General features: G+C 72.4%; 20 protein-coding genes and 1 riboswitch. Of the genes, 10 read left to right on the forward strand and 10 right to left on the reverse strand.

Annotation, left to right across the window (positions count from 1 at the left end; genetic code table 11):
• Positions 1-107: 107 nt before the first annotated feature.
• Positions 108-1,544 (reverse strand): glycine hydroxymethyltransferase, encoded by a 1,437-nt coding sequence (locus OG505_RS09195; protein WP_405432526.1) that lies wholly within the window; start codon positions 1,542-1,544, stop codon positions 108-110.
• An 18-nt stretch (positions 1,545-1,562) separates the two neighbouring features.
• Positions 1,563-1,655, reverse strand: a riboswitch (ZMP/ZTP riboswitch).
• Between OG505_RS09195 and OG505_RS09200 the strand changes: the two genes are divergently transcribed.
• Positions 1,617-2,438, forward strand: coding sequence for an SDR family NAD(P)-dependent oxidoreductase (locus tag OG505_RS09200; protein ID WP_405432528.1), 822 nt, complete (start codon positions 1,617-1,619; stop codon positions 2,436-2,438). It overlaps the preceding riboswitch by 39 nt.
• Positions 2,439-2,577: 139 nt before the next feature.
• On the opposite strand, the gene OG505_RS09205 is transcribed toward OG505_RS09200, so the two are convergent.
• From OG505_RS09205 to OG505_RS09220, 4 genes are all read right to left on the reverse strand, one after another.
• Positions 2,578-3,078 carry a hemerythrin domain-containing protein gene (locus tag OG505_RS09205; protein WP_405432529.1) on the reverse strand — a complete coding sequence of 167 codons (501 nt, stop codon included), beginning with the start codon at positions 3,076-3,078 and terminating at the stop codon, positions 2,578-2,580.
• 90 nt (positions 3,079-3,168) lie between these two features.
• Complete coding sequence (locus OG505_RS09210; protein WP_405432530.1) at positions 3,169-4,038, reverse strand: NAD(P)H-hydrate dehydratase; 870 nt, start codon at positions 4,036-4,038, stop codon at positions 3,169-3,171.
• Positions 4,022-4,753, reverse strand: a complete 732-nt coding sequence (locus OG505_RS09215; protein WP_405432531.1) for a histidine phosphatase family protein — start codon at positions 4,751-4,753, stop codon at positions 4,022-4,024. Before OG505_RS09215 ends, OG505_RS09210 begins: the two co-directional genes overlap by 17 nt.
• A gap of 72 nt (positions 4,754-4,825) precedes the next feature.
• A complete protein-coding gene (locus OG505_RS09220) occupies positions 4,826-6,172 on the reverse strand; it encodes a glycosyltransferase family 39 protein (RefSeq protein WP_405432532.1) in 1,347 nt (448 codons plus the stop codon).
• Positions 6,173-6,580: 408 nt separating this feature from the next.
• On the opposite strand from OG505_RS09220, the gene OG505_RS09225 reads away from it, so the two are divergent.
• The 3 genes from OG505_RS09225 to OG505_RS09235 all read left to right on the forward strand — a co-directional run bounded on the left by OG505_RS09225 (position 6,581) and on the right by OG505_RS09235 (position 9,287).
• Positions 6,581-7,165: a hypothetical protein gene (locus OG505_RS09225; protein ID WP_405432534.1), complete on the forward strand. Its 585-nt coding sequence runs from the start codon at positions 6,581-6,583 to the stop codon at positions 7,163-7,165.
• Between the two features lie 43 nt (positions 7,166-7,208).
• A complete protein-coding gene (locus tag OG505_RS09230; RefSeq protein WP_405432536.1) occupies positions 7,209-8,210 on the forward strand; it encodes an NAD-dependent epimerase/dehydratase family protein in 1,002 nt (333 codons plus the stop codon).
• A 105-nt stretch (positions 8,211-8,315) separates the two neighbouring features.
• Entirely contained in the window at positions 8,316-9,287 is a 972-nt protein-coding gene (locus tag OG505_RS09235; RefSeq protein ID WP_405432537.1) for a DNA polymerase domain-containing protein, read from the forward strand.
• 53 nt (positions 9,288-9,340) lie between these two features.
• Here the strand turns inward: OG505_RS09235 and OG505_RS09240 are convergent, their stop codons facing one another.
• Positions 9,341-9,775 (reverse strand): Lrp/AsnC family transcriptional regulator, encoded by a 435-nt coding sequence (locus OG505_RS09240; RefSeq protein WP_405434434.1) that lies wholly within the window; start codon positions 9,773-9,775, stop codon positions 9,341-9,343.
• Between the two features lie 178 nt (positions 9,776-9,953).
• Between OG505_RS09240 and pdhA the strand changes: the two genes are divergently transcribed.
• From pdhA to OG505_RS09260, 4 genes are all read left to right on the forward strand, one after another.
• On the forward strand, positions 9,954-11,120 hold the full coding sequence (gene pdhA / locus OG505_RS09245) for a pyruvate dehydrogenase (acetyl-transferring) E1 component subunit alpha (protein WP_405432539.1): 1,167 nt from the start codon (positions 9,954-9,956) through the stop codon (positions 11,118-11,120).
• Positions 11,117-12,121 carry an alpha-ketoacid dehydrogenase subunit beta gene (locus OG505_RS09250; RefSeq protein ID WP_405434436.1) on the forward strand — a complete coding sequence of 335 codons (1,005 nt, stop codon included), beginning with the start codon at positions 11,117-11,119 and terminating at the stop codon, positions 12,119-12,121. The genes pdhA and OG505_RS09250 overlap by 4 nt, the downstream gene beginning before the upstream one ends.
• Positions 12,118-13,557, forward strand: a complete 1,440-nt coding sequence (locus OG505_RS09255; RefSeq protein ID WP_405432541.1) for a dihydrolipoamide acetyltransferase family protein — start codon at positions 12,118-12,120, stop codon at positions 13,555-13,557. Before OG505_RS09250 ends, OG505_RS09255 begins: the two co-directional genes overlap by 4 nt.
• A 132-nt stretch (positions 13,558-13,689) precedes the next feature.
• Positions 13,690-15,369 (forward strand): right-handed parallel beta-helix repeat-containing protein, encoded by a 1,680-nt coding sequence (locus OG505_RS09260; protein WP_405434437.1) that lies wholly within the window; start codon positions 13,690-13,692, stop codon positions 15,367-15,369.
• Positions 15,370-15,383: 14 nt separating this feature from the next.
• Here the strand turns inward: OG505_RS09260 and OG505_RS09265 are convergent, their stop codons facing one another.
• Positions 15,384-16,358 carry a sugar phosphate isomerase/epimerase family protein gene (locus OG505_RS09265; protein WP_405432542.1) on the reverse strand — a complete coding sequence of 325 codons (975 nt, stop codon included), beginning with the start codon at positions 16,356-16,358 and terminating at the stop codon, positions 15,384-15,386.
• A gap of 590 nt (positions 16,359-16,948) precedes the next feature.
• Between OG505_RS09265 and OG505_RS09270 the strand changes: the two genes are divergently transcribed.
• The gene (locus OG505_RS09270; protein ID WP_405432543.1) at positions 16,949-18,217 is read left to right on the forward strand and encodes an Ig-like domain-containing protein; all 1,269 of its coding nucleotides are present in this window, start codon (positions 16,949-16,951) and stop codon (positions 18,215-18,217) included.
• 100 nt (positions 18,218-18,317) lie between these two features.
• Here OG505_RS09270 and OG505_RS09275 read toward each other — a convergent pair whose 3' ends face one another.
• Positions 18,318-19,331 (reverse strand): SMP-30/gluconolactonase/LRE family protein, encoded by a 1,014-nt coding sequence (locus OG505_RS09275; protein WP_405432544.1) that lies wholly within the window; start codon positions 19,329-19,331, stop codon positions 18,318-18,320.
• 200 nt (positions 19,332-19,531) lie between these two features.
• Between OG505_RS09275 and OG505_RS09280 the strand changes: the two genes are divergently transcribed.
• Positions 19,532-19,954 (forward strand): STAS domain-containing protein, encoded by a 423-nt coding sequence (locus OG505_RS09280; RefSeq protein ID WP_405432546.1) that lies wholly within the window; start codon positions 19,532-19,534, stop codon positions 19,952-19,954.
• Between the two features lie 131 nt (positions 19,955-20,085).
• On the opposite strand, the gene OG505_RS09285 is transcribed toward OG505_RS09280, so the two are convergent.
• Together OG505_RS09285 and OG505_RS09290 are read right to left on the reverse strand one after the other, a co-directional pair.
• Positions 20,086-20,478, reverse strand: coding sequence for an FKBP-type peptidyl-prolyl cis-trans isomerase (locus OG505_RS09285; protein ID WP_405432547.1), 393 nt, complete (start codon positions 20,476-20,478; stop codon positions 20,086-20,088).
• A 187-nt stretch (positions 20,479-20,665) separates the two neighbouring features.
• The gene (locus tag OG505_RS09290) at positions 20,666-21,223 is read right to left on the reverse strand and encodes a hypothetical protein (protein WP_405432549.1); all 558 of its coding nucleotides are present in this window, start codon (positions 21,221-21,223) and stop codon (positions 20,666-20,668) included.
• Positions 21,224-21,363 lie beyond the last annotated feature (140 nt).

Consider the following 21,363-nt stretch of genomic DNA (forward strand, 5'->3'; position numbering starts at 1 on the left):
GTCGGGGCGGCCACACCGTTGATCGGTATACCTCAGCGTCATATCTATGACGCTGAGGTATACCGCTCGTCGGCCCGGGTGCCGTCGGACCCGGTTGGCGATGACCGTCAGGCCAGGTCGATGCCCGGGTAGAGCGGGTGGGGGGCCAGCAGGTCGGTGGCCTGGCGGGCGATCTTGTCGGCCAGGTCGGCGTCGAGCGTGTACTTCGCCTTGGACGGGGTGCCGTCGGCGTTGGCGCCGGCCGTGGTCTGGGTCAGCACGGTGTGGATCAGCTCCGCGGTCTGGTCCATCTCGGCGGTGCCCAGCCCGCGAGTGGTCAGCGCCGGGGTGCCGATCCGGATGCCGGACGTGTACCAGGCGCCGTTCGGGTCCTGCGGGACCGAGTTGCGGTTGGTGACGATGCCGGAGTCGAGCAGGGCCTGCTCGGCCTGCCGGCCGGTGAGCCCGTAGCCGGACACGTCGATCAGCACCAGGTGGTTGTCGGTGCCGCCGGTGACCAGCGTCGCGCCCCGGCGCAGCAGCCCGTCGGCGAGGGCCTGCGCGTTGTCCACGATCTGCTGGGCGTAGTCGGCGAAGTCGGGGCGGCGGGCCTCGGCCAGGGCGACGGCCTTGGCGGCCATCACGTGCGGCAGCGGGCCGCCGAGCACCATCGGGCAACCCCGGTCCACCTGGTCGGCCAGCTCCGGGCCGCAGAGCACCATGCCGCCGCGCGGGCCGCGCAGCGACTTGTGGGTGGTGGTGGTGACGATGTGCGCGTGCGGCACCGGGTCGAAGTCGCCGGTGAAGACCTTGCCGGCCACCAGGCCCGCGAAGTGCGCCATGTCGACCATGAAGGTGGCGCCGACCGAGTCGGCGATCTCCCGCAGGATCCGGAAGTTCACCTTCCGGGGGTACGCCGAGTAGCCGCCCACCAGGATCAGCGGCTTGAACTCGCGGGCGGCCTCGGCCACCCGGTCGTAGTCGATCAGGCCGGTGGCCGGGTCGGTGCCGTAGCTGCGCTGGTCGAACATCTTGCCGGAGATGTTCGGCCGGAAACCGTGGGTGAGGTGACCGCCGGCGTCCAGCGACATGCCGAGCATCCGCTGGTTGCCCAGCTCGCGGCGCAGCGCGAACCAGTCCGCCTCGGTGAGGTCGTTGACCTGGCGGACCTGGGCCTTCTTCAGCGCGGGGGACTCCACCCGGTCGGCCAGCACCGCCCAGAACGCGACCAGGTTGGCGTCGATGCCCGAGTGCGGCTGCACGTACGCGTGGGCGGCGCCGAACAGCTCCCGGGCGTGCTCGGCGGCGAGCGCCTCGACGGTGTCGACGTTCTGGCAGCCAGCGTAGAAGCGGCGGCCGACGGTGCCCTCGGCGTACTTGTCGCTGAACCAGTTGCCCATGGCCAGCAGGGTCGCCGGGGAGGCGTAGTTCTCGCTGGCGATGAGCTTGAGAGACTCCCGCTGGTCGGTCAGCTCGGCGCCGATGGCGTCGGCCACCCGCGGCTCGACAGCCCGGATCACCTCAAGGGCGCTGCGGAATGCGGTGGACTCGGCGTTGTGCGACATACGACCTCCTACAGACGTGCGGAAGGCCCAGGCGCTCGGCAAAAAACGTCCTCGTGACGGGACCGCTTCCCGATGGTTGTCCATCCCCACGCGCCAGTAACGGCCCGCGCCGATCCTACCGGGCCGGCCAGGCCAGGCCCGGCCGACCTCCGAACCGACCCGCCGAGGTGGTTGGGCGCTCGGTGGTGGGGCACTGGGTTAACGGGCGTCGCGTCGGGTGCGCACGCGGCCGAGAAGTTGCGCCGCGACGGGGGGCCGCAGGTCCTGCCGGTGCGCGTCGATCTGGCCCGCGAGCAGGGCGTCCAGGAGTTGGTGGCGGCGGTCGAGGCGACCGGGCGACCGCTGGAGGCGCTGGCGCTCAACGCCGGCCGCGGCACCGGCGGCGCGTTCGTCGGGGGCACCGACCTGCGCGACGAGTTGGAGGTCGTGGATCTGAACGTGCGCTCGACCGTGCACCTGGCGAAGCGGCTGCTGCCTGGCATGGTCCAGCGTGGCGCCGGTCGAGTGCTGTTCACGTCGTCGATCGCCGCCACCATGCCGGGGCCGTTCCAGGCGGTCTACAACGCGTCGAAGTCGTTCGTGCAGTCCTTCGCGGAGGCGCTGCGCAACGAGTTGAAGGACACCGGCGTCACGGTGACCGCGCTGTTGCCCGGGCCGACCGACACGGCGTTCTTCGAGCGAGCCGACATGGGGGACACCCGGGTGGGCTCCGGGAAGAAGGACGACCCGGCGCAGGTCGCGGCGCAGGGCTTCGCCGCGCTGATGAAGGGCGACCAGACAGTCACCGCGGGTTCGTTGGTCAACAAGGTGCAGACTGCCGCCGGCAAGATCGTCCCGGACAAGCTCAAGGCCGCGCAGCACCGTCGGATGGCCGAACCCGGCTCCGGCGACTGACCCGCCGACCGAGACGACGAGGGCCCGCCGAGCGAGACGACAAGGGCAGCCCGCCGAGCGAGACGACGAGCGGCCCGACCGCGGAACGGAACGACGAGGGGCCCGGCACTGCCGGGCCCCTCGTCGAACGGTGTCGTCGTCAGGCGGTCACCGCGTCACGGGCCTTCTTGATCGCCTTGGGCGCGGTGGGGCTGCGGGGCGCGTCGGCGCGCAACGCGATCATCTTCTCCCCGATCTCCTGGAGCTGTTTGCGCCCGAGTGCCTCCCGCACCTTGGGGAACCACTCCTGCTCCTCCTCCTCGACGTGGTGCGTGACGTTCTCGATGAGCACCGTGGTCTTGGCGTTGAAGTGCTCGTCGTCGGCGTCCATGGCGACCAGTTCGAGGCAGAGCACGTCGGCGACGTGGTGTTCCTCGTACGACTCCAGGATGTCGTCCGCCAGGTCGGGCACGAGGCGGCGGACCTCCGGGTACATCACCTCGTTCTCCAGGTAGGTGTGCACGGTCAGGGCCTCGAGGATCTGGTCCACCAGCTTCTGCCGCTTGCTCGCCGGCCCCTCCTCGGCATCCTGGAAGGCCTTGAACAGGCGGCGCATCTCCTTGTGGTCCTCTTTGAGCAGGACGATGGCATCGGTCGACACCGGCTGACCCCCTAGCTAGCTTCGTCTGGTGTCGATCCGGTACCCCGTTGCTGAACTGCGGAAACGAGCGGAAACGGCCGATGTGTCCGGTCAGACGGTGGCGAGGGTGCGGGGGATCTCGTCGAGCAGTTCCCGGGCCAGGAAACCGATCCGCCCGTACCGGGGGACCAGCCGTTGGCCGCTCACCGCATGCGCGAACGCCGCCCAGCAGGCGGCCTGCGCGGGGTCGGTTCCCCGGGACAGCAGACCGGCCAGCAGGCCGGCGAGCACGTCGCCGCTGCCCGAGGTGCCCAGCCCGGCGTCCCCGCTCTCCTCCCGCCACCGGCGCCCGTCCGGCGCGGCCACATGCCCGTAGAGCGACACGACGGCCTCGTACCGGGCGGCCAACTCGGCGGCCTTGGCGTCCAGGTCGTCGCCCGGCTCCCGGCCGAGCAGGTGCCCCGCCTCGGTGACGTTGGGGGTGAGCACGACCGGCCGGCCCGCACTGACGAGCAGCTTCGGCTCGTGGCTGAGCGCGCCGAGGGCGTACGCGTCGAGCACCAGCGGGGTGCGCGGCCTCGCCGCCTCCAGCACCAGGCTGAGCAGCCGGACGGTCTCGTCGATGCCCTTGAGGCCGGGGCCCAGGGTCACCACGTCGGCCTGCGCCACCAGCTCGTCGAGCTGGCCGCCACGGTCGGCCACCACCGCGCCGTCGGAGGTCTCCGGCAAGCCGACCACCAGCGCCTCGGGCACCTGGATGCTCAGCGTGGCGGCTGTCGACTCGGCGGCGGCGAGCTGGAGCACCCCGGCGCCGGCACGCAACGCGGCCTCCCCGGCCAGCAGCACCGCGCCAGGGGTGAAGCGGGAACCGCCGACCACCAGCACGGTGCCCCGGCTCTCCTTGCCGCCGGTCGGCACCGGCAGCGGCCAGTCCCGCAGCAACCCCGGCGTGATCACCTGCGGCTCAGACCGGTTCGGCATGGACCTCGTCCTCCTTCGTGGGTTCGGCGCCCTGCCGCCGCAGGTGGCCTACCTCGTTGAACCCGCCCAGCCGCAGCCTGCCGTCGACGTCGGCGGACCAGTCGGTGATCGAGCAGTTGGCGATGACGTGCGCGCGGGTCAGCTCCATCAGCTCCGGCTCGGTCAGCCCCTCGACCAGGTACCGGAGCAGGAAGACAAGCGCGTCGTGGCCGAACAGCAGCACCCGCTGACCGGCGTGGTCGCGGCGCAGGTCGCCGAGGAGGGCCCGCAGGCGCAGCGCGACGTCGGTCCAGGCTTCGCCGCCGGGCGGCCGGTAGTAGAACTTGCCCAGCCGGGCGCGGCGCTCGGCCTCGTCCGGGAACCGCTGGCGCACCCCGTGCCCGGTCAGGCCGTCGAGAATGCCCAGCTCGCGGTCGCGTAGCCGCTCGTCGCGGCTGACCGGCACTCCGGTGTCGTACAGCGCCAGTTCGGCGGTGGAGACCGCCCGCAGGTACGGCGAGACCACCGCGACGTCGGGACGCCGGTCCTCGGGCAGCCCGGCGAGCCAACGGCCGGTGGCTCGGGCCTGCTCCTCGCCGGTGGGGGAGAGCGGCACGTCGGCGTCGCGGTGGCTGAGGTCGATCAGCTCCGCGCCGGTGGCCTCGGCCCGGGTGGCCGCCACGTTCGCGGTGCTCTCGCCGTGTCGGATGATCCAGAGCGTGGACAGTTCCGCCATGCCGGACCCCCTACCCGGGCGCCGCCGTGGGTAACCGCGTCACGGCCGGCGTCGTGCCAGCCGTGACGCCGCTCAGCCGCGCCGTTGCAGCAGGGCTACGGTCAGCCCGGTCACGTGCGTGACCTGGGCCACGCCGTAGCGCTCGGCGAGCACGGCCGACTGCTTCTTCGGCAGCTTGCTCAGCGGTTCGTCGACGTCGGCCGGCAACAGCACCCACAGGCGGGGTTCGTCGCGCAGACAGCGGGCCGGATCGGCGCAGTCCGAGCCGAACAACTCGTTGCGCTGGGCCGCCGTCCGCTGCTGGAAGACGTTGCGCGGGGACACGTCGGCAGGGAGGTAGTAGCGCACGCCGAGCTCGCGCGCCCACCACCAGGGGCCGCTCGTGACGAGCCCGTCGCCGGGCTGGTAACCAGCCTCGACGACCTGTGCCGCCTCGGAGTAGGACAGCGGCTGGAACGCCCGCGCCTGCGGATAGGTGTACCAGCCGGGGGAGAGGTCGGCGCGCAGGGTGAGCTGGCCGGGCACGGACAGGGCGGCGAGCACCACCAGCGCCGCCGCCACCAGCGGCGCGCGGCGCAGCGCGGCGATTCCCGCACCGGCGAGCACCGCCCAGGCCGGCACCACGAAGAGCAGGTACTTGGAGAAGAAGTAGTTGATGTCGCCGGTGGAGGCCACCAGGATCACCGGCAGCGGCAGCATGGCGATCACCGCGGCCATGAGGGTCCGGGCGGCGGCGTCGCGGCGCAGGTGAGTCAGGACGCCCACCACGGCCAGTGCGGTCACCGCGACCGCGAGCAGCGTCGAGCCGAGGACCTGCTCCCAGACGATCCAGGGCGCGCTGTCGGGGATCCAGCTGATCTGCCGTCCCGACTGCCTCATGCCCAGCAGGATCACCGGCGCGGCGATGGCCACCCCGGCGGCGGCGGCGAGCCCGAACCAGGCCACCGACCACCAGCGGCGCTGGCACCAGCAGTGCACGAGAACGGCCACGCCGTGCCCGAGCAGCAGGGTGAGCCCCACCACGTTCACCAGGCCGATGCCGGCCACGGCGAGGGTGTGCGCCGCCCAGCGCAGCCACCCCGGCCGCTCCAACGCCCGGAGCAGGAACAGGGTGGCCAGGGCCGCGGCGAGGACGACGAATGCGTACGAGCGGGTTTCCTGCCCGAAGCGGGTGACGGTGGGCACCAGGGCGAAGACGAACCCGGCCGCGATCCCCGCCGTCTGGTCGAAGACCCGTCGCCCGACAAGTGCCACGCACGCGGTGGCCAGGATCATGGCCAGCGCCGACGGCAGCCGCACCGTGGCCAGCCCGGTGCCGAACACGGTGGTCCAGCCGTGCATGAACAGGTAGTACGTCCCGTGGACGGCGTCGACCTTCTCCAGCAGAGCGAGGATCTGCCGGGTGGAGCGGGTCTCCACGTCGACGCTGACCAGCTCGTCGTGCCAAATCTCCGGACTGCCGATGCGCCAGCCGACCGCGAGGGCGGCGAACGCCGTCGGCCAGAACCAGACACTCAGTGCCAGCCGTCGAGCCGCCGGGGTTGCGGCGCGGTGGCCGCCGGGCGCGGACCCTCGTCGGTCTGCACGGGAGGCGCGTCCGTGGTGACAGTGCGGTTCGACATTGGCGTCCGATCGGGGCGGTGCGGTACGGGCGCGACGATGATAGCCGCCGCGGAGGCCACCATCGGACCCGTCGACGGGCGACAGAACGCGGTGTCGCGGCGGGCCGCGTGGGCGGTTCGCCGGTAATCGATTCGAGCGCGATGCCTGATGATGTGGCCCGCGCCTGTCGCACATTCCACCACGCACAGTTAGGCCCGCGGACCGATGATTGTCGACATCATGCACCCCAACTACGTGGCCACCGTGCGATCGGTGATCGAGGAGTACCCGGGCGTCTGCATGGTCCAGCCGGGGGTCGAGATCATCGACGCCGACGGCAAAGTGGTGAACACGATGGTCGACGAGGCCAAGCGTCGGCTCTACGCCCCCCGGATCGAGAGCCGGGAGCTGATGGGCGGCGAAGACCTGGCGGCCAGCCTGCTGCGCGGCTGCTGGTTCTACTTCCCGTCGATCTGCTGGCGGAGCGACGTGCTGAAGGCCGTCGATTTCCGCGACGAGTTCCAGGTCATCCAGGACCTCGCCCTGGTGATCGACCTGATCGAGCGTGGCGAGCAGATGGCCGTCGACAACACCCTCTGCTTCCAGTACCGGCGGCACGCGGTCAGCAAGTCCGCCGCCGACGCGGTCACCGGCTCCCGGTTCACCGAGGCGCGGGCGTTCTTCTCGACGTCGCCCGGCGGATGGACGCCCAGGGGCGGCCCCGGGCGGCCCGGGCGGCCCGCCGCTACACCTCGTCCCGACTGCACGCCATCACGTTGCTCCCGGCGGCGCTGCGCTCGGGCACCATGACGGGCGTGTGCAGCCTGTCCCGGCACGCGTTCGGGCCGGGCCGATGAGCGACGACAGCCAGGTGGGCGACATGATCATCAATCCGCGAGGCGCCGCCGACGACGCCGGGTCCGCGCTGCGGGTGATGGTGCTCGGCGGTACGGGTTTCCTCGGCCGCCCGATCTGCCGCGCGCTGGCCGACCAGGGTCACACGGTCATCGCCGTGGCACGCCAGCCCAGGGACCTCGGCCAGGGCGTGGAAGTCCGCGCCCTGGACCTCGCCGCCGCCGACGTCGACGAGATCACCGACGTGCTGCGTGAGCTCGACCCCGACGTGGTGGTCAACGCGGCGGGTGGCATGTGGGGGCTGACCGACGCGCAGATGCTCGCCGTCAACGTCACTCTCGTCGAGCGGCTGATCGAGGCCGCCGGCCGGCTGCCCCGACGGGTCCGGGTGATCCAGCTCGGCAGCGTCCACGAGTACGGGCTGGTCCCGGTCGGCACCTCGATGCCCGAGACGCTGCCCCCCGCGCCGGTGATGGCGTACGGCGACTTCAAGCTGCGCTGCACCACCGCCGTCGCCGAGGCCGACCGGCACGGCCTCATCGAGGGCCTCACGCTGCGGGTCGGCAACGTCGTCGGCGCCGGCCAGCCCGGTCACAGCCTGCTCGGCGTGGTGGCGGGCAAGCTGCGCGCCGCCCAGCAGGCAGGTGAGCGGGCCCGTCTGGAGCTTGCCCCGCTGGGTTCCCGGCGCGACTTCGTCGGCCTCAGCGACGTGGTCGCCGCCGTGCTGCTGGCCGCGACCCGCCCCGACGCGGCGGGCCGAGTGATCAACGTCGGTCGGGGGGTGGCGGCCAGCGCGCGTGACATGGTCCAGCTCCTCATCGACGTCAGTGAGGTGCCGACCGACCTGGTCGAGGCCGAACGCACCGGCCCCGCCGAGACCAGCTGGCAGCGCCTCGACGTCGGGCTGGCCGCCGAGGTGCTCGGCTGGTCGCCGAGCGACGATCTGCACACCGAGATGAAGCAGTTGTGGGAGCACGCCGGCGCCGAGGTGTCCGCCTGATGGTCGAGAGGCTCCTGACCGCCTGACTTCCTCGCCCTGGTCCGGTCCCGCGGCGCACCGGCCGACCTGTTCTCCGGCCGGCCGGCGACGCCGTACCCTCGGGGCGTGGCCACGGCGGCGCAGGAGATCCAGGTGGGGGAGCGGCTGGTCCGCGTCTCCAGCCCCGACAAGCCGTACTTCCCGGAACGCGGACTGACCAAGCTGGACGTGGTCCGCTACTTCCTGGCGGTCGGCGACGGCATCCTGCGGGCGCTGCGCGACCGGCCGACCATGCTGGAACGCTGGCCGCGCGGCGTCTTCGCGGGCGCGACGATCGCCACCCGGCAGACCAACCGCGGTGACGCCTTCTATCAGAAGCGGCTGCCGGCGGGCGCGCCGGAATGGGTGCGGACCGCGCACATCACCTTTCCCAGCGGCCGGACCGCCGACGAGGTCGCGCCGAGCGAGCTGGCAGTGGTCATCTGGGCGGCCAACCTGGGCACCCTGCGGTTCCACCCGTGGCCGGTCACCGCCGCCGACGTGGAACGCCCCGACCAGCTGCGCATCGACCTCGACCCGATGCCCGGCGTCGGCTTCGAGCAGGTGGTGCCGGTGGCGCACGAGGTGCGGGCGTTCCTCGCCGAGCTGGGCATGACCGGCTATCCGAAGACCACCGGCGGGCGCGGCCTGCACGTCTACCTGTCGATCGAGCCGAGGTGGAGTTTCGGCGAGTGCCGCCGGGCGGTGCTCGCGCTGGGCCTCCAGATGCAGCGCAGGCTGCCGGAGCTGGTCACCACCACCTGGTGGCGGGAGCAGCGGGACCGGCCGGTCTTCGTCGACTACAACCAGATGGCCCGCGACCACACGATGACGTCGGCGTACTCGATCCGGCCGACTCCGCAGGCCCTGGTGTCGGCGCCCCTGGACTGGGCGGAGCTGGACGACGCCCGGCCGGAGGACTTCGACGTGCTCAGCGTGCCGGCCCGCTTCGCCGAGCGCGGCGACCCGCACGCCGGCCTCGACGGTGACCGGCACTCGCTGGAGCCCCTGCTGGAGCTGGCCGACCGCGAAGGGCTGGAAGCTCCGCCCGAGCGGTAAGGAAGGGCCCCTTATTAGACACCAGGCGTTAGTAGGGGGCCCTTCCTTACACGTCAGGCCCAAGGGCTGCCGGCTCCGTCGAACTCCTCGAAGACCAGCCAGGTGCGGGTGGACAGCACACCGGCGATGCTCTGCACCCGGCCCAGCACCACGTCCCGCAACGCGGCGTTGTCCGGCGCGCGGACCAGCGCGAGCACGTCGTGGTCGCCGCCGAGCAGCGCGGCGTGCTCGATGTAGCGCACCTGCGCCAGCTCCGCGGAGACCTCCCGCCAGGTGTTCTGCTCGATCGTCAGGGCGATGTACGCCGATGTGCCGAGCCCGGCGGCCTCGGGTGCCACCTGCGCGCGGAACCCGGTGATGACCCCGTCGCGCAGCAGGCGCTCCACCCGGGAGTACGCGTTGGTGCGGGAGATGTGGATGCGCTCGGCGAGGGTGCGGACCGACGTACGGCCGTCACGGACCAGCTCGTCGAGGATCCGCCGGTCCACGTCGTCGAGGGCGCGGACCGATCGTCCCGATCCCGCCGCCCGGCCGGCGTCCTTGGTGGCCTCCTGGCTCACTGATGGGCCCCTGTCATGCCGATCGTCTCGCCTTCTGCGTGGATCTTGAGTCAATCATCCGTCAGGCGGAAGCATAGGCTCACCACACGTCCCAGGAGGTCCCGCCGTGACGACCACACCCCAGGCGGTCCGCAGGGCATCCCCGCGCGCCCGTCGGACGGTCACCCCGCCCGACCCGGCACGCCCGCTGCTGCCGGACGCCGAACCGGTCCGCCTGCTCGACCCGACCGGTACGCCGCTGCCGGCCCGTACCGACTACCCGGAGCCGCCCGTCGAGGCGCTGCGCGAGTTGTACCGCCGGATGGTGCTCGGCCGCCGGTTCGACACCCAGGCGACCGCGCTGACCAAGCAGGGCCGCCTCGCCGTCTACCCGTCGTCGCGGGGCCAGGAGGCGTGCCAGGTCGCCGCCGTGCTCGCCGTCCGCGACACCGACTGGGTGTTCCCCACCTACCGTGAATCGATGGCGCTGGTTGCCCGGGGCATCGACCCGGTCGAGGTGCTCACGCTGCTGCGCGGCGACTGGCACTGCGGCTACGACCCCACCGAGGTGCACACCGCGCCGCAGTGCACCCCCCTCGCGACCCAGTGCGTGCACGCCGCCGGCCTCGCGCACGGCGAGGCGTACCAGGGGCGCGACACCGTGGCGCTGGCCTTCATCGGCGACGGCGCGACAAGCGAGGGCGACTTCCACGAGGGCATCAACTTCGCCGCCGTGTTCAAGGCCCCGGTCGTCTACTTCGTACAGAACAACAGGTACGCCATCAGCGTCCCGCTGTCGAGGCAGACCGCCGCGCCGTCGCTGGCGTACAAGGGCGTCGGCTACGGGGTGCCCAGCGAGCAGGTCGACGGCAACGACCCGGTCGCGGTGCTCGCCGTGCTGACCCGCGCGGTCGCGCACGCCCGCGCCGGCAAGGGGCCCTTCCTGGTGGAGGCGCACACCTACCGGATGGAGCCGCACACCAACGCCGACGACGCCAGCCGCTACCGCGACGGCGCCGAGGTCGACGCCTGGCGCGACCGCGACCCGCTCGCCCGCCTCCAGGCGTACCTGCGCGCCCGTGGTGCGCTCGACGACGCGGCGGTCGCCGAGGTCGCCGAGCAGGCCGAGGCGTACGCGGCGGACCTGCGTGCCCGAATGAACACCCAGCCCACGGTCGACCCGCTGAGCCTCTTCGACCACGTCTACGCCGAGCCCACCCCGCAGCTCGTCGAGCAGCGCGAGCAGGTCCGCGCCGAGCTGGCCGCCGCGCACGACGAGGAGGGTGACGCCTGATGGCCACCACCATGGCGAAGGCGCTCAACTCGGCGCTCGCCGACGCCCTCGCCGCCGACGAGCGAGTCGTCGTCTTCGGCGAGGACGTCGGCCAGCTCGGCGGCGTCTTCCGGATCACCGACGGCCTTCAGGCCCGCTTCGGCGAGAAGCGCTGCTTCGACACCCCGCTCGCGGAGGCCGGCATCGTCGGCTTCGCCGTCGGCCTGGCCATGTCCGGCCTGCGGCCGGTGGTCGAGATGCAGTTCGACGCGTTCGCGTACCCGGCGTTCGAGCAGATCGCCTCGCACGTGGCGAAGCTGCGCAACCGCACCCGGGGCAAGCTCAGCGTGCCGATCGTCATCCGGGTGCCGTACGCCGGCGGCATCGGCGGCGTGGAGCACCACTGCGACTCGTCCGAGGCGTACTACGCGCACACCCCCGGGCTGAAGGTGGTCACCCCGGCCACCGTCGAGGACGCGTACTCGCTGCTGCGTGAGGCGATCGACGACCCCGACCCGGTGGTCTTCATGGAGCCCAAGAAGCTCTACTTCGGCAGCGCCGACGCGCAGTTGCCGACGCGTACCGAGCCGTTCGGCCGGGCCGTCGTGCGCCGGCCCGGCCGCGACGCCACCCTGGTGGCGTACGGGCCGGCGGTGCCGGTCGCGCTGGAGGCCGCCGAGGCCGCCCGCGAGGAGGGCTGGGACCTGGAGGTGGTCGACGTGCGGACCATCGTGCCGTTCGACGACGCCACCATCACCGCGTCGGTCCGGCGTACCGGCCGGTGCGTGGTGATCCAGGAGGCGCCCGGGTTCGCGGGTGTCGGCGCGGAGATCGCCGCCCGGGTGCAGGAGCGCTGCTTCCACGCGCTGCACGCCCCGGTGCTGCGGGTCGCCGGGCTGGACATCCCGTATCCGGCGCCGATGCTGGAGCACACCCACCTGCCCGGCGTGGACCGGGTGCTCGACGCGGTGGCCCGGTTGCAGTGGGACGACCAGCCCGACGCGCGTTGGGCGGCGGCATGACCACCGTCGAACGGACGCAGGTCTTCCTCCTGCCCGACCTGGGCGAGGGGCTGAGCGAGGCCGAGATCGTCGAGTGGCGGGTCGCCGTGGGTGACATCGTCACGGTCGACCAGAGCGTCGTCGAGGTGGAGACCGCCAAGGCGGTCGTGGACGTGCCCTGCCCGTACGCCGGCCGGGTCGTGACCCTGCACGGCGCGGCGGGTGAGGTCCGCCCGGTCGGCCAGCCGTTGATCACCATCGCGCCGCTGGACGGCGACGGCGACGAGCCGGCCGGGCACGCCACCTACCGCGAGGAGGAGCGTGCCGGCTCCGGAAACGTGCTGATCGGGTACGGCACCGGGCACGGCGGTGCGACCCGCCGTCGGCGTCGACCCCGACTGGCGCTGGCGCCGGAACCGGCCGAGGCCGCCCCGGCCGACGCTGTCCGGCCCGACGCGGGCCCGGCGGGTGACTCCGGTCCGTTAGTCGGCGCCCCTCCGGTGGGCGGCTCCGGCCCGTCAGCGGAAAGAGCAGCCCCGGTCGCCGGCAGCGTCTCCGCCGAGGTGCGGTCGGCGAGCGCCCTGGTCATCTCGCCGATCGTCCGGCGGCTGGCCCGGGAGCGCGGCGTCGACCTGGGCACGGTCCGTGGCAGCGGGCCCGGCGGGGTGATCCGCCGCGCCGACGTCGAGGCGGCGCTGGCGGTCCCCGTCGCCCGGCTCGCCGCCGTACCGGACTCACACGCCGCGCCGACCCCGCAGGGCGACGGCGACCTGATCGTCCCGCTCACCGGCGTGCGCAAGGTGATCGCCGACAAGCTCTCCCGCAGCCGGCGGGAGATCCCCGAGGTGACCATCTGGGTCGACGTCGACGCCACCGGGCTGCTGGAGACCCGCGCGGCGATCAACGCGGCGACGCCCGACGCGCCGGTGAGCATCCTGGCCCTGCTGGCCCGGATCTGCCTCAGCGGTCTGCGCCGGTTTCCGCAGCTCAACTCCCGGGTCGACACCGAGGGTCAGCGGATCGTCCAGTCCGCCGGCGTGCACCTGGGCATCGCCGCGCAGACCGACCGGGGCCTGCTGGTGCCGGTGCTGCGCGACGCCCAGCGACTCACCACGGCCGAGCTGGCCGCCGAGCTGGCGGCGACCACGGCCGCGGCGCGGGCCGGGACGCTCGCGCCGGCCCGGCTCACCGGCGGCACCTTCACGCTGAACAACTACGGGGTGTTCGGCGTGGACGGCTCCACGCCGATCATCAACCACCCCGAGGCGGCCCTGCTCGGCGTGGGCCGGATCGTGGACAAGCCGTGGGTGGTTGATGGGCAATTGGCCGTGCGCAAGGTGACCCAGCTGAGCCTCACCTTCGACCACCGGGTCTGCGACGGTGGGGTGGCCGGTGGCTTCCTGCGGCACGTCGCCGACTGCGTGGAACGCCCGGCGCTGCTGATCGCCGCCGTCTGACGCGTACCGCCGGCCCTGGCACCGCCCACGCGGCGCCAGGGCCGGCGTGCGCCCGGGTTTCGCGGTCGCGTCATCGGGAAGTCGGCCCCGCCGGTACGCACCGGAGGCGTCGAAGGGAGCCGATCCGTGGCCGTGGCGAACGAGCTGCTACTGAATTCGGTACGGGTGCGGCGGCCCGCCGCGGCCGGCGCACCGCTCTACTGCGACGCGCTGGAGTTCGGGCTGACCGGTGACGGCGCGACCAACGATCAGCCGGCGTTGGCCGCCCTCGTGGAACGTCTCGGCGCCGGGTACGCCTCGGACGGGCGGGCCCGCGTCATCTACTGCCCGCCGGGCATCTACTCGATCCGGGACGCGGGGACGGTGTGGCGCAGCGGTGTCTCCTTGATCGGGGCCGGCCCGGCGGCGACCCGGTTCATGCTCAGCAACGAGGGCAACCGGGCCGATCCGACGCCGCTGGCCTTCTGGACCACCGTGCAGCACGGCGCCGACCGGGACCGGCACATCGCCGACTGCACCTTCGCCGACTTCCAGATCGACGGCTCCGGCGTGGCGATGGCCGAGTACAGCTACCTCGCCAAGGGCCTCGGTCTGCAGTACGTGGTGCGGGGCGTCTTTCGCAACCTCTACATCCACCACACCGCGGCCACCGGGCTGGGCTGCGACTTCCTGCAGGATTCCCTGATCGACGGCGTGGTGGTCGTCGGCTGCGGCCGGCTGGACAACGGCGAGCAGATCGGCGGCGCCGGCATCGGGGTCGGTATCGGCGGGTGGGGCCCGGTGGAGCGGCTGACCATCGCCAACTGCACCGCCCTGGCCAACGGCACCAACGGGATCTTCCTGGAGCTGCAGAAGGACCACTGGGAACCGCCACGCGGCTACCGCATCATCGGCTGCCACAGCCAGGGCAACCGGTTCGGCATCTCCGACTGGGGTGCCGACGGTCTGATCGTCTCGGCCTGCACGATGACCGGCAACCTGGAGACCGGCTTCGACGTGTCGTCGCAGGGCACCGCGTCGGTGGCGGGCCGGGGTGGGCTGCTCACCGACTGCGTCATCGACGGCAACCTGCGCGACGGGGTCAGCATCGGCAACACCCCGGGCCCGTACACCGTCCGGGGCAACCGGATCAGCGGCAACGGCCAGCACGGATATCACGCGCGGGACCTCGAACGCGGCTACCGGGGCGCGATCCGGAACGTCGTGATCGAGAGCAACGAGATCTGGGGCAACGGGTTGGACGCGGTCCGTGTCGATCACCAGATGACCGACACGGTGGTGCTCAACAACCGGATCCGCAACAACGGGCAGCAGTACGCCGAAGGCACCGGCGGGACGGGTGATGCCGTGCGCTACGGCGAGCGGTCGCTGGTGGACCGGTCGGCCACCTGGCCGCACGACGGGCACCGGGGCAAGATGCTGCGGGTCGGACGGGCCGTTGCCATGGTCGCCTCCAACACCGGCGACGAACTCATCCTCGCCCCGGTCCGCCCGGACGCGTTCAGCGCGTGGAGCGGGGACATCCCGCCACCGGGATGTGAATACGAACTGGCTGCCGCGCCGCAGCGGCGGGCCGGTATCACCATCGACGCGCCGTTCGACTCGGCCACCATCCGCGGCAACCGGATCTGGGACAACCACGACCACCAGACCCAGACGCACGGGCTGTGGATCACCGACCGGGGCAGTTGCGTGGACTGCCGGGTCGAGGACAACGATCTCGCCGGCAACGCCGACGAGGGGATGCGGCTGGACACCCCGCCGGTGGGCGGACGCTGGCGGGACAACCACGTCGACAGCGACTGGACCTGAGCGACCCGAGGTGGTCAGTACCGGAGTGCGGCGAGGTAGTCGAAGCCCACCCGGGCGGTGTCGAGGGCATCGGCGGGTGCGCGCGGCGGGGTGCCCGCGTCGTCACGCTCCACGATGTACTCCTCGATGCCCGCCTCCCGCTCGTGGTCGAAGATCCGGCCGAAGTCGATGACGCCGTCGCCCAGGTCCGCGAAGCCACCCTCGACGTCCAGGTCCTTGACGTGCACCTGGCGGATCCGGCCGCGGTTGGCCCGGATCACGTCGACCGGGTCGTGTGCCCCCCGCCAGGTCCAGTACAGGTCGAGTTCGAAGTGGACCAGCCGGGGATCGGTCTGCCCGGTGAGGATCTCGAAGCCGGTCGAGCCGTCGGTCAGCGGCACGAACTCCAACTGGTGGTTGTGGTAGCCGAAATCGAGCCCGGCGCGCTCGGCCAGCCGGCCCGCCTGGTTGAGATCCCGGGCCAGGGCACGGTAGACGGCGGGGTCCCGGTACGGACGCCCCTCGGCGTCCCGACCGAAGTACGGGTGCACGATCTTCTTGCAGCCCACCGTGTTGGCGTCCGCGAGCGCACGTTCCCAGGTGGCGGCGTCGAACGGCTGCGGGATGCCGGTGTGCCCGGAGGTGGCGCGCAGCCCGGCCGCGTCGAGCGCGGCCCGGAACTCCGCCGCCGTACGCCCCACGAAGCCGGCGTGCTCCACCCGCCGGTAGCCGATGCGCCGCAGGGCGGTCAGGGTGCCCGGCAGGTCGGCGGCGAGTTGGTCGCGCACGGTGTAGAGCTGGATGCTGATGCGGTCCACCGGCACCCGACGCCGGCCGTGGGACTGACCCCGGGCGGCGGTGTCGCCGGCGGGCGCGGCACTGGCCGGGCCGGCGAGGAACCCGGCGGCGCCGACGGCGGCGGCGGAGACGGTCGCGGCGCGGAGCAGACCGCGTCGAGTGAGCGACTCGGAGGTCGCTGTCGGCTCCGAGCGGTTGGTCTGGTGATCCACGGTGGTGGTCCCTTCCTGACGGCTGGTGTGCCGTCGGCAGCTGTCGACCGGTTGCCCGTTGCCGCAGCGCGCCGAACCGGCCGGAGGCGCGCTGCGGCTGCGCGGTGAGGATGACGCGTGGGCGCGGTCGGCGCCCCTGAGGGGGACCGCGGCCGACCCGGCAAGGTGAGCAGGCAGTCTGATCGACGAATGGGCAATCTTCTATCTGAAAACCGACCTTACCCTTGCCTCCGGACGAAGGCAAAGCTCCGTCTCGACGAGCAGAAGTTTCGCTCCATGTGACAAAAAGTCCTCCCAGCAGGTGTGGCAGCCGCCCCAACCCCGCGCGCGCGGGGCGCGGGGCAAGTCGTGCAACGGCGGCGATAGGTGCGGGCGTGGCGGGGTCGGGGTGGGACGGGACGTTGCGGGTCGGGTGACGTGCGGGAGTGCGGACATGCCGAGAGGCGGCACTCGTGCGTTTTTCTCGTCAACGGCGCAGGGTCGGAAAATGCGCCGATAAATGCGCCGCCGATTATTTCCGAATGCCCTGGATACTCCTGTCGGGGCCGACAGAATGTGGCAGAGGGAAGTCGAAAACGGGGGGATTGAAAATGACACCTAGGCGGCGATTGACGCTGTTGGCGGTAACTATCGCGGCCGCACCGCTCGTGCTGGCCGGATGTACCGCCGACCGGGACTCGGCGGCCGGGCCGGCCAAGGGGCACGTCGCGGCGCCGGAGCTCACCGTGACACCGGGGGACAAGACCCGGGACGTGCCGATCAGCGCCGAGGTCGGCGCGGTGGTCACGGGCGGCCGGGTCACCGCCGTCCGGCTCACCGACGACAAGGGCGCGCAGGTCAAGGCGGAACCGCGGGAGGACGGTTCCGGTTGGGTGCCGAGCGCGCCGCTGCAACCTCGGCGTACGTACACCGCGGAGGTGACGGCGACCGGTGACTCGGGTGCGACCACGACACGGACCACCACGTTCACCACGATGGCCAAGTCCACGAAGCCGCACATCACCAGCACCCTCTATTTCGTCGGCAACCGGACGTACGGCACGGCTATGCCGGTAACCGTGGCGTTCGACCCGGCAATTCCGAAAGAGGCCAGGGCGGATGTGCAGCGCCGGTTGTTCGTGAAGACCAATCCGCCGCAGCCGGGTACCTGGTCGTGGCTGGAGGACGGAAGTCAGGTCTATTACCGGGCGCCCGATTTCTGGCAATCGGGGACGACGATCAGTGTCCGGGCGGCACTGGAGGGCTTGCCGATCGGCAAGAACCTGGTCGGGGACGCCGAACGGACCGCGACCTCGAAGATCGGGAAACAGGTCTCGCTGGAGATCGACAACGCCACGAAGCAGATGACGGTGCTGCGCGACGGCAAGCTGGTTCGCCGCATCCCGGTGAGCCTGGGTAAGCCGAGCACGCCCAGTTCCAGCGGCAAGATGGTGATCATGGAGAAGCACGAGCGGACCACCTTCGACACCCGGGGTGACCCGAACGGCGGCTACGTGGTCGACGTCGACGACGCCCAGCGACTCACCTGGGGTGGTGAGTTCATCCACTCGGCCCCCTGGTCGGAGGGCGAGCAGGGCTACACCAACACCTCGCACGGCTGCGCGAACGTCTCCGCCACGGCCGCGGACTGGCTGATGGGCGTGACCCAGGTCGGTGACCTGGTCACGGTCAAGGGCACCGAGGTCGACCTGCAACCCGGCAACGGCTGGACGGCGTGGAACGTGAGTTGGGACGAGTTCGTCAAGGGCAGCGCCCTGCCGGTGCCGTCCGGGCTCAAGCCCGCGCCGGTCGCCCCGGCGCACCCGGGCGCGGTGGCCGGCGGGTCACCCGCGCCGGCGCCCTCGGTCAGCGGACGCTGAGGCACCGGGCCGACCCACCAGCGCGGTGGGTCGGTCCGTTCGCCGTGCAGGCATCCCGGCCGCGTCGAGGTCGGCCACCGCCCGACACGCCGGACGCTCACTACAGGGGTACGCGGGCCACGCCGGGCCCGACGAGGCTGCCCAGCCAGAGTTGGTCGCCGTGCTGTCGTACCCCGGTGATCATCCAATAGTTCCCGGCCGGGCCGTGCAGCGTACGACGGACCGTGCCCTCGCCGTCGACCAGCGCGACCAGCCCGTAGCGGCGCGGCTGCGGCTGCATCGCGTCGGGCAGCAGCGCGGCGAGCTGACGCAGCCGCGGGTGCGGCAGCAACCGTTCGGCGATGGGCACCCGGGGGCTGGGCAGGGCGATCCAGTACGTCCCGTCGCCCACCGCGGCGAGATTGTCCGGGTACGCGGGCAGGTCGGCGAGCACCCGCACCCCGCCGCGCAGCTCCACCCGCAGCAGCCGGTGGGTGGTGGTCTCGACCAGCAGCAACGCCGACTCGTCCGGGGTCAGCGCGATCCCGTTGGGGAAGTACAGCCCTTCGACCACCACCTCGGTGCGCCCGCTGCCCGGGTGGTGGGCCAGCACGCGGCCGTTGGGGCGGTGCTCCAGCAGGTCCCGCTTCCAGTGTGAGACCGGAAACCGGTCCGACGAGTCGGTGAAGTAGACGGTGCCGTCGCGGGCCACCGTCGCGTTGTTGGCCAGGTGCACCGGCGGCGCCGTGCCGGTCAGCTCGCGGACCGCCCCGTCCGGCGTGACCCGCAGCAACCCGCGGTACGCGTCGCAGACGATGAGCGCCTCCCCGGACGGATCCGCCTCGATGCCGAGCGGCCGGCCGCCGGTCTCGGCCAGCAGCCGTCCTCGCGTGCCGGCCGGCGCGTCGGCCGGCCACCACCAGAGGTTGCCGCCCTCGTCGCCGCTGATGACCCGGCCGCTCCGGTCGATGAGCACGTCCTCCGGCCCGACGGACCCCTCGGGGAGGGGCAGGAGGTCGACCTGGTCGAGCCGGCGGTCCGTGGCCGCCCACACGCCGTGCAGCGGAGGCGGGACGGTGGCCGGTTCGCGGACGGGACGGATCAGCCGTGGCGGCCGGGGCCGGGGGATCACCATCGGGTCATTCTCCACCGCCGATGCCCGGCGGACCTGAAGCGCCGTGCACCGGCGCGGCACCTGGCCGTTCGGTCGACCGCGAGGCCCCTGGCCTCCACCCCTAGGGGGACGAGGGGCACCTCGGGGGATGACCCTGGGCGTACCCGGAATCACTCCGCGGAGGGGCGAAACTGTCGGTGGTGGGGGCTAGATTTCATGTCATGAAAGAGCGCAGCGACCGGCTCGACGTGCAGGTCCGCGTCGGTGACCAGGTGGTCCAGGTGCGGGTGACCGGCGAGGTCGACATCGCCACGGTTGCCGCGTTCCGGTCCGCTCTGTGGTCCGCGCCGGCGCGGCCGGTCGTGCAGCTGGAGATGTCCGGGCTGCGCCTGCTCTCCGCGGCCGGGGTGCGCGCGTTGCTCGCCGCGCACCTGCGCGTCCGGGCCCGGGGCGGCGAGCTGGTCCTGGTCGATCCCACCCCGGTGGTGACCCGGGTGCTGCGCGCCACCGGCCTGCACCGGGTGATGCCGATCCTCGAGCCCGCCCGGGTGGTCGAGGCCGCCCGTCGCCCGATGCCAGCCGACCTGGTCGAGGCCGCCGGTCGGCCGCCGGCCGCGGCCGGCGGCCTGGTGCTGGCGGCCTGAGACTGACCTGGGGGTGAGCTGGCGCACCGTCCGAACGCGGACGTGCCCACGCCCACCAGCCGTCTGACGCCGACAGCGGACGCGCCCGGGGGCCGCCCGGCATCGAGCCGAACGACCCCCGCCACGTTCGATCAGCGCACGCCGAGCAGGTCGACGACGAAGATCAGCGTCTCGCCCGGCTTGATGACGCCGGCGGCACCGCGGTCGCCGTACCCCAGGTGGGGCGGGATGGTGAGGCGGCGACGGCCGCCGACGCGCATCCCGACCACGCCCTGGTCCCAGCCGGCGATGACCTGACCGCCGCCGAGCGGAAACTCGAACGCCTCGCCCCGGTTCCAGGACGAGTCGAACTCGCCGCCGGTGGAGTGGGACACGCCGACGTAGTGGACGCTGACCAGCTGACCCGGCTCGGCCTGCGGGCCGTCGCCCACGGTGATGTCCTCGGTCACGAGGTCGGCCGGCGGCGCACCCCCGATCGGACCCACCTCGGGCTTGCCCGATCGGGCGCCTGCTGCCTGGTTCATGCGGGGATCTCCTGCCGTGTTGGGTGATGTGTCCGGTCACCGTCGATCCTGCCGGATAGCGCGTCACCGATGTGCGGCGGACCCGCCACCTGCCCCGACGCGTCCGTACCTGACCCCAGGTCACCGGGTACACGTGTCGGCGGGCGTCACCGGTGGTGACGCCCGCCGTGCGACGGTGCGGTGGTGCTCACCGCAGCCAGGGCACCCGCGCGACGATCGGCAGCTTCGCCCAGAGCTTCCCGAGGCCCCAGGTGTCGCCGGCGTTGACCAGCGCCAGGACCGCGAGCACCGCGGCGTAGATCAGGTGGTCGTCCATGAAGAGGTTGTTCTCCGGAGGCAGGACGGCGGTCCACATGAGGACCAGCAGCAGCCCACCGGCCACGGCGGCGACCCGCATGCCGACGCCGAGCAGGAGCGCGATGCCGATCCCGGCGAGGCCGGCCATGAACAGCCAGTCGGCCCAGGCGGCGCCGGCGATGCCGGTGTAGAGGTCCTTGAACGGGCCGGCGACCCCGAAGGTGAGGAAGCCCTTGGTGGGGCTGCCCCCGTTGATCCAGGCGTTCTTCGACTCGGTCTCGTGGCCGAGGCCGAACAGCTTGTCGAGGAAGGCCCAGAGGAAGATCCAGCCGAGCGCCATCCGGATGCCGGCAAGAACGTACCGGGTGGCCTTCTCTCGGGTGGTGCCGGTCGCCGGAGCGGTGGTCTCGGCGGTGGTCCGCTCGATCGTCGCGGTCATGGTGTCCACGTCCCTTCTCTGCCTCGCACCGCGCTTCCCGGTGACATCTCCATCAGACGCTCTCGGCGGCGCCTTCGGTAGGGCCGACCGGACCGCACCGGCCCGGGACCTTGGACCCCCATCGGCCCGGGCCGGCGACCCTGACCGTG

Origin of the sequence: Micromonospora sp. NBC_00617 (genome assembly GCF_045161355.1) — a bacterium.
In the GTDB taxonomy this organism is placed as follows: domain Bacteria; phylum Actinomycetota; class Actinomycetes; order Mycobacteriales; family Micromonosporaceae; genus Micromonospora.

Excerpts from the sequence above, each read along its gene's own strand:
- OG505_RS09195 (WP_405432526.1), bottom strand. The coding sequence starts at position 1,544 with ATGTCGCACAACGCCGAGTCCACCGCATTCCGCAGCGCCCTTGAGGTG.
- OG505_RS09200 (WP_405432528.1), top strand. The coding sequence starts at position 1,617 with ATGGTTGTCCATCCCCACGCGCCAGTAACGGCCCGCGCCGATCCTACC.
- OG505_RS09210 (WP_405432530.1), bottom strand. The coding sequence starts at position 4,038 with ATGCCGAACCGGTCTGAGCCGCAGGTGATCACGCCGGGGTTGCTGCGG.
- OG505_RS09215 (WP_405432531.1), bottom strand. The coding sequence starts at position 4,753 with ATGGCGGAACTGTCCACGCTCTGGATCATCCGACACGGCGAGAGCACC.
- OG505_RS09225 (WP_405432534.1), top strand. The coding sequence starts at position 6,581 with ATGATTGTCGACATCATGCACCCCAACTACGTGGCCACCGTGCGATCG.
- OG505_RS09230 (WP_405432536.1), top strand. The coding sequence starts at position 7,209 with ATGAGCGACGACAGCCAGGTGGGCGACATGATCATCAATCCGCGAGGC.
- OG505_RS09255 (WP_405432541.1), top strand. The coding sequence starts at position 12,118 with ATGACCACCGTCGAACGGACGCAGGTCTTCCTCCTGCCCGACCTGGGC.
- OG505_RS09270 (WP_405432543.1), top strand. The coding sequence starts at position 16,949 with ATGACACCTAGGCGGCGATTGACGCTGTTGGCGGTAACTATCGCGGCC.
- OG505_RS09275 (WP_405432544.1), bottom strand. The coding sequence starts at position 19,331 with ATGGTGATCCCCCGGCCCCGGCCGCCACGGCTGATCCGTCCCGTCCGC.
- OG505_RS09280 (WP_405432546.1), top strand. The coding sequence starts at position 19,532 with ATGAAAGAGCGCAGCGACCGGCTCGACGTGCAGGTCCGCGTCGGTGAC.
- OG505_RS09285 (WP_405432547.1), bottom strand. The coding sequence starts at position 20,478 with ATGAACCAGGCAGCAGGCGCCCGATCGGGCAAGCCCGAGGTGGGTCCG.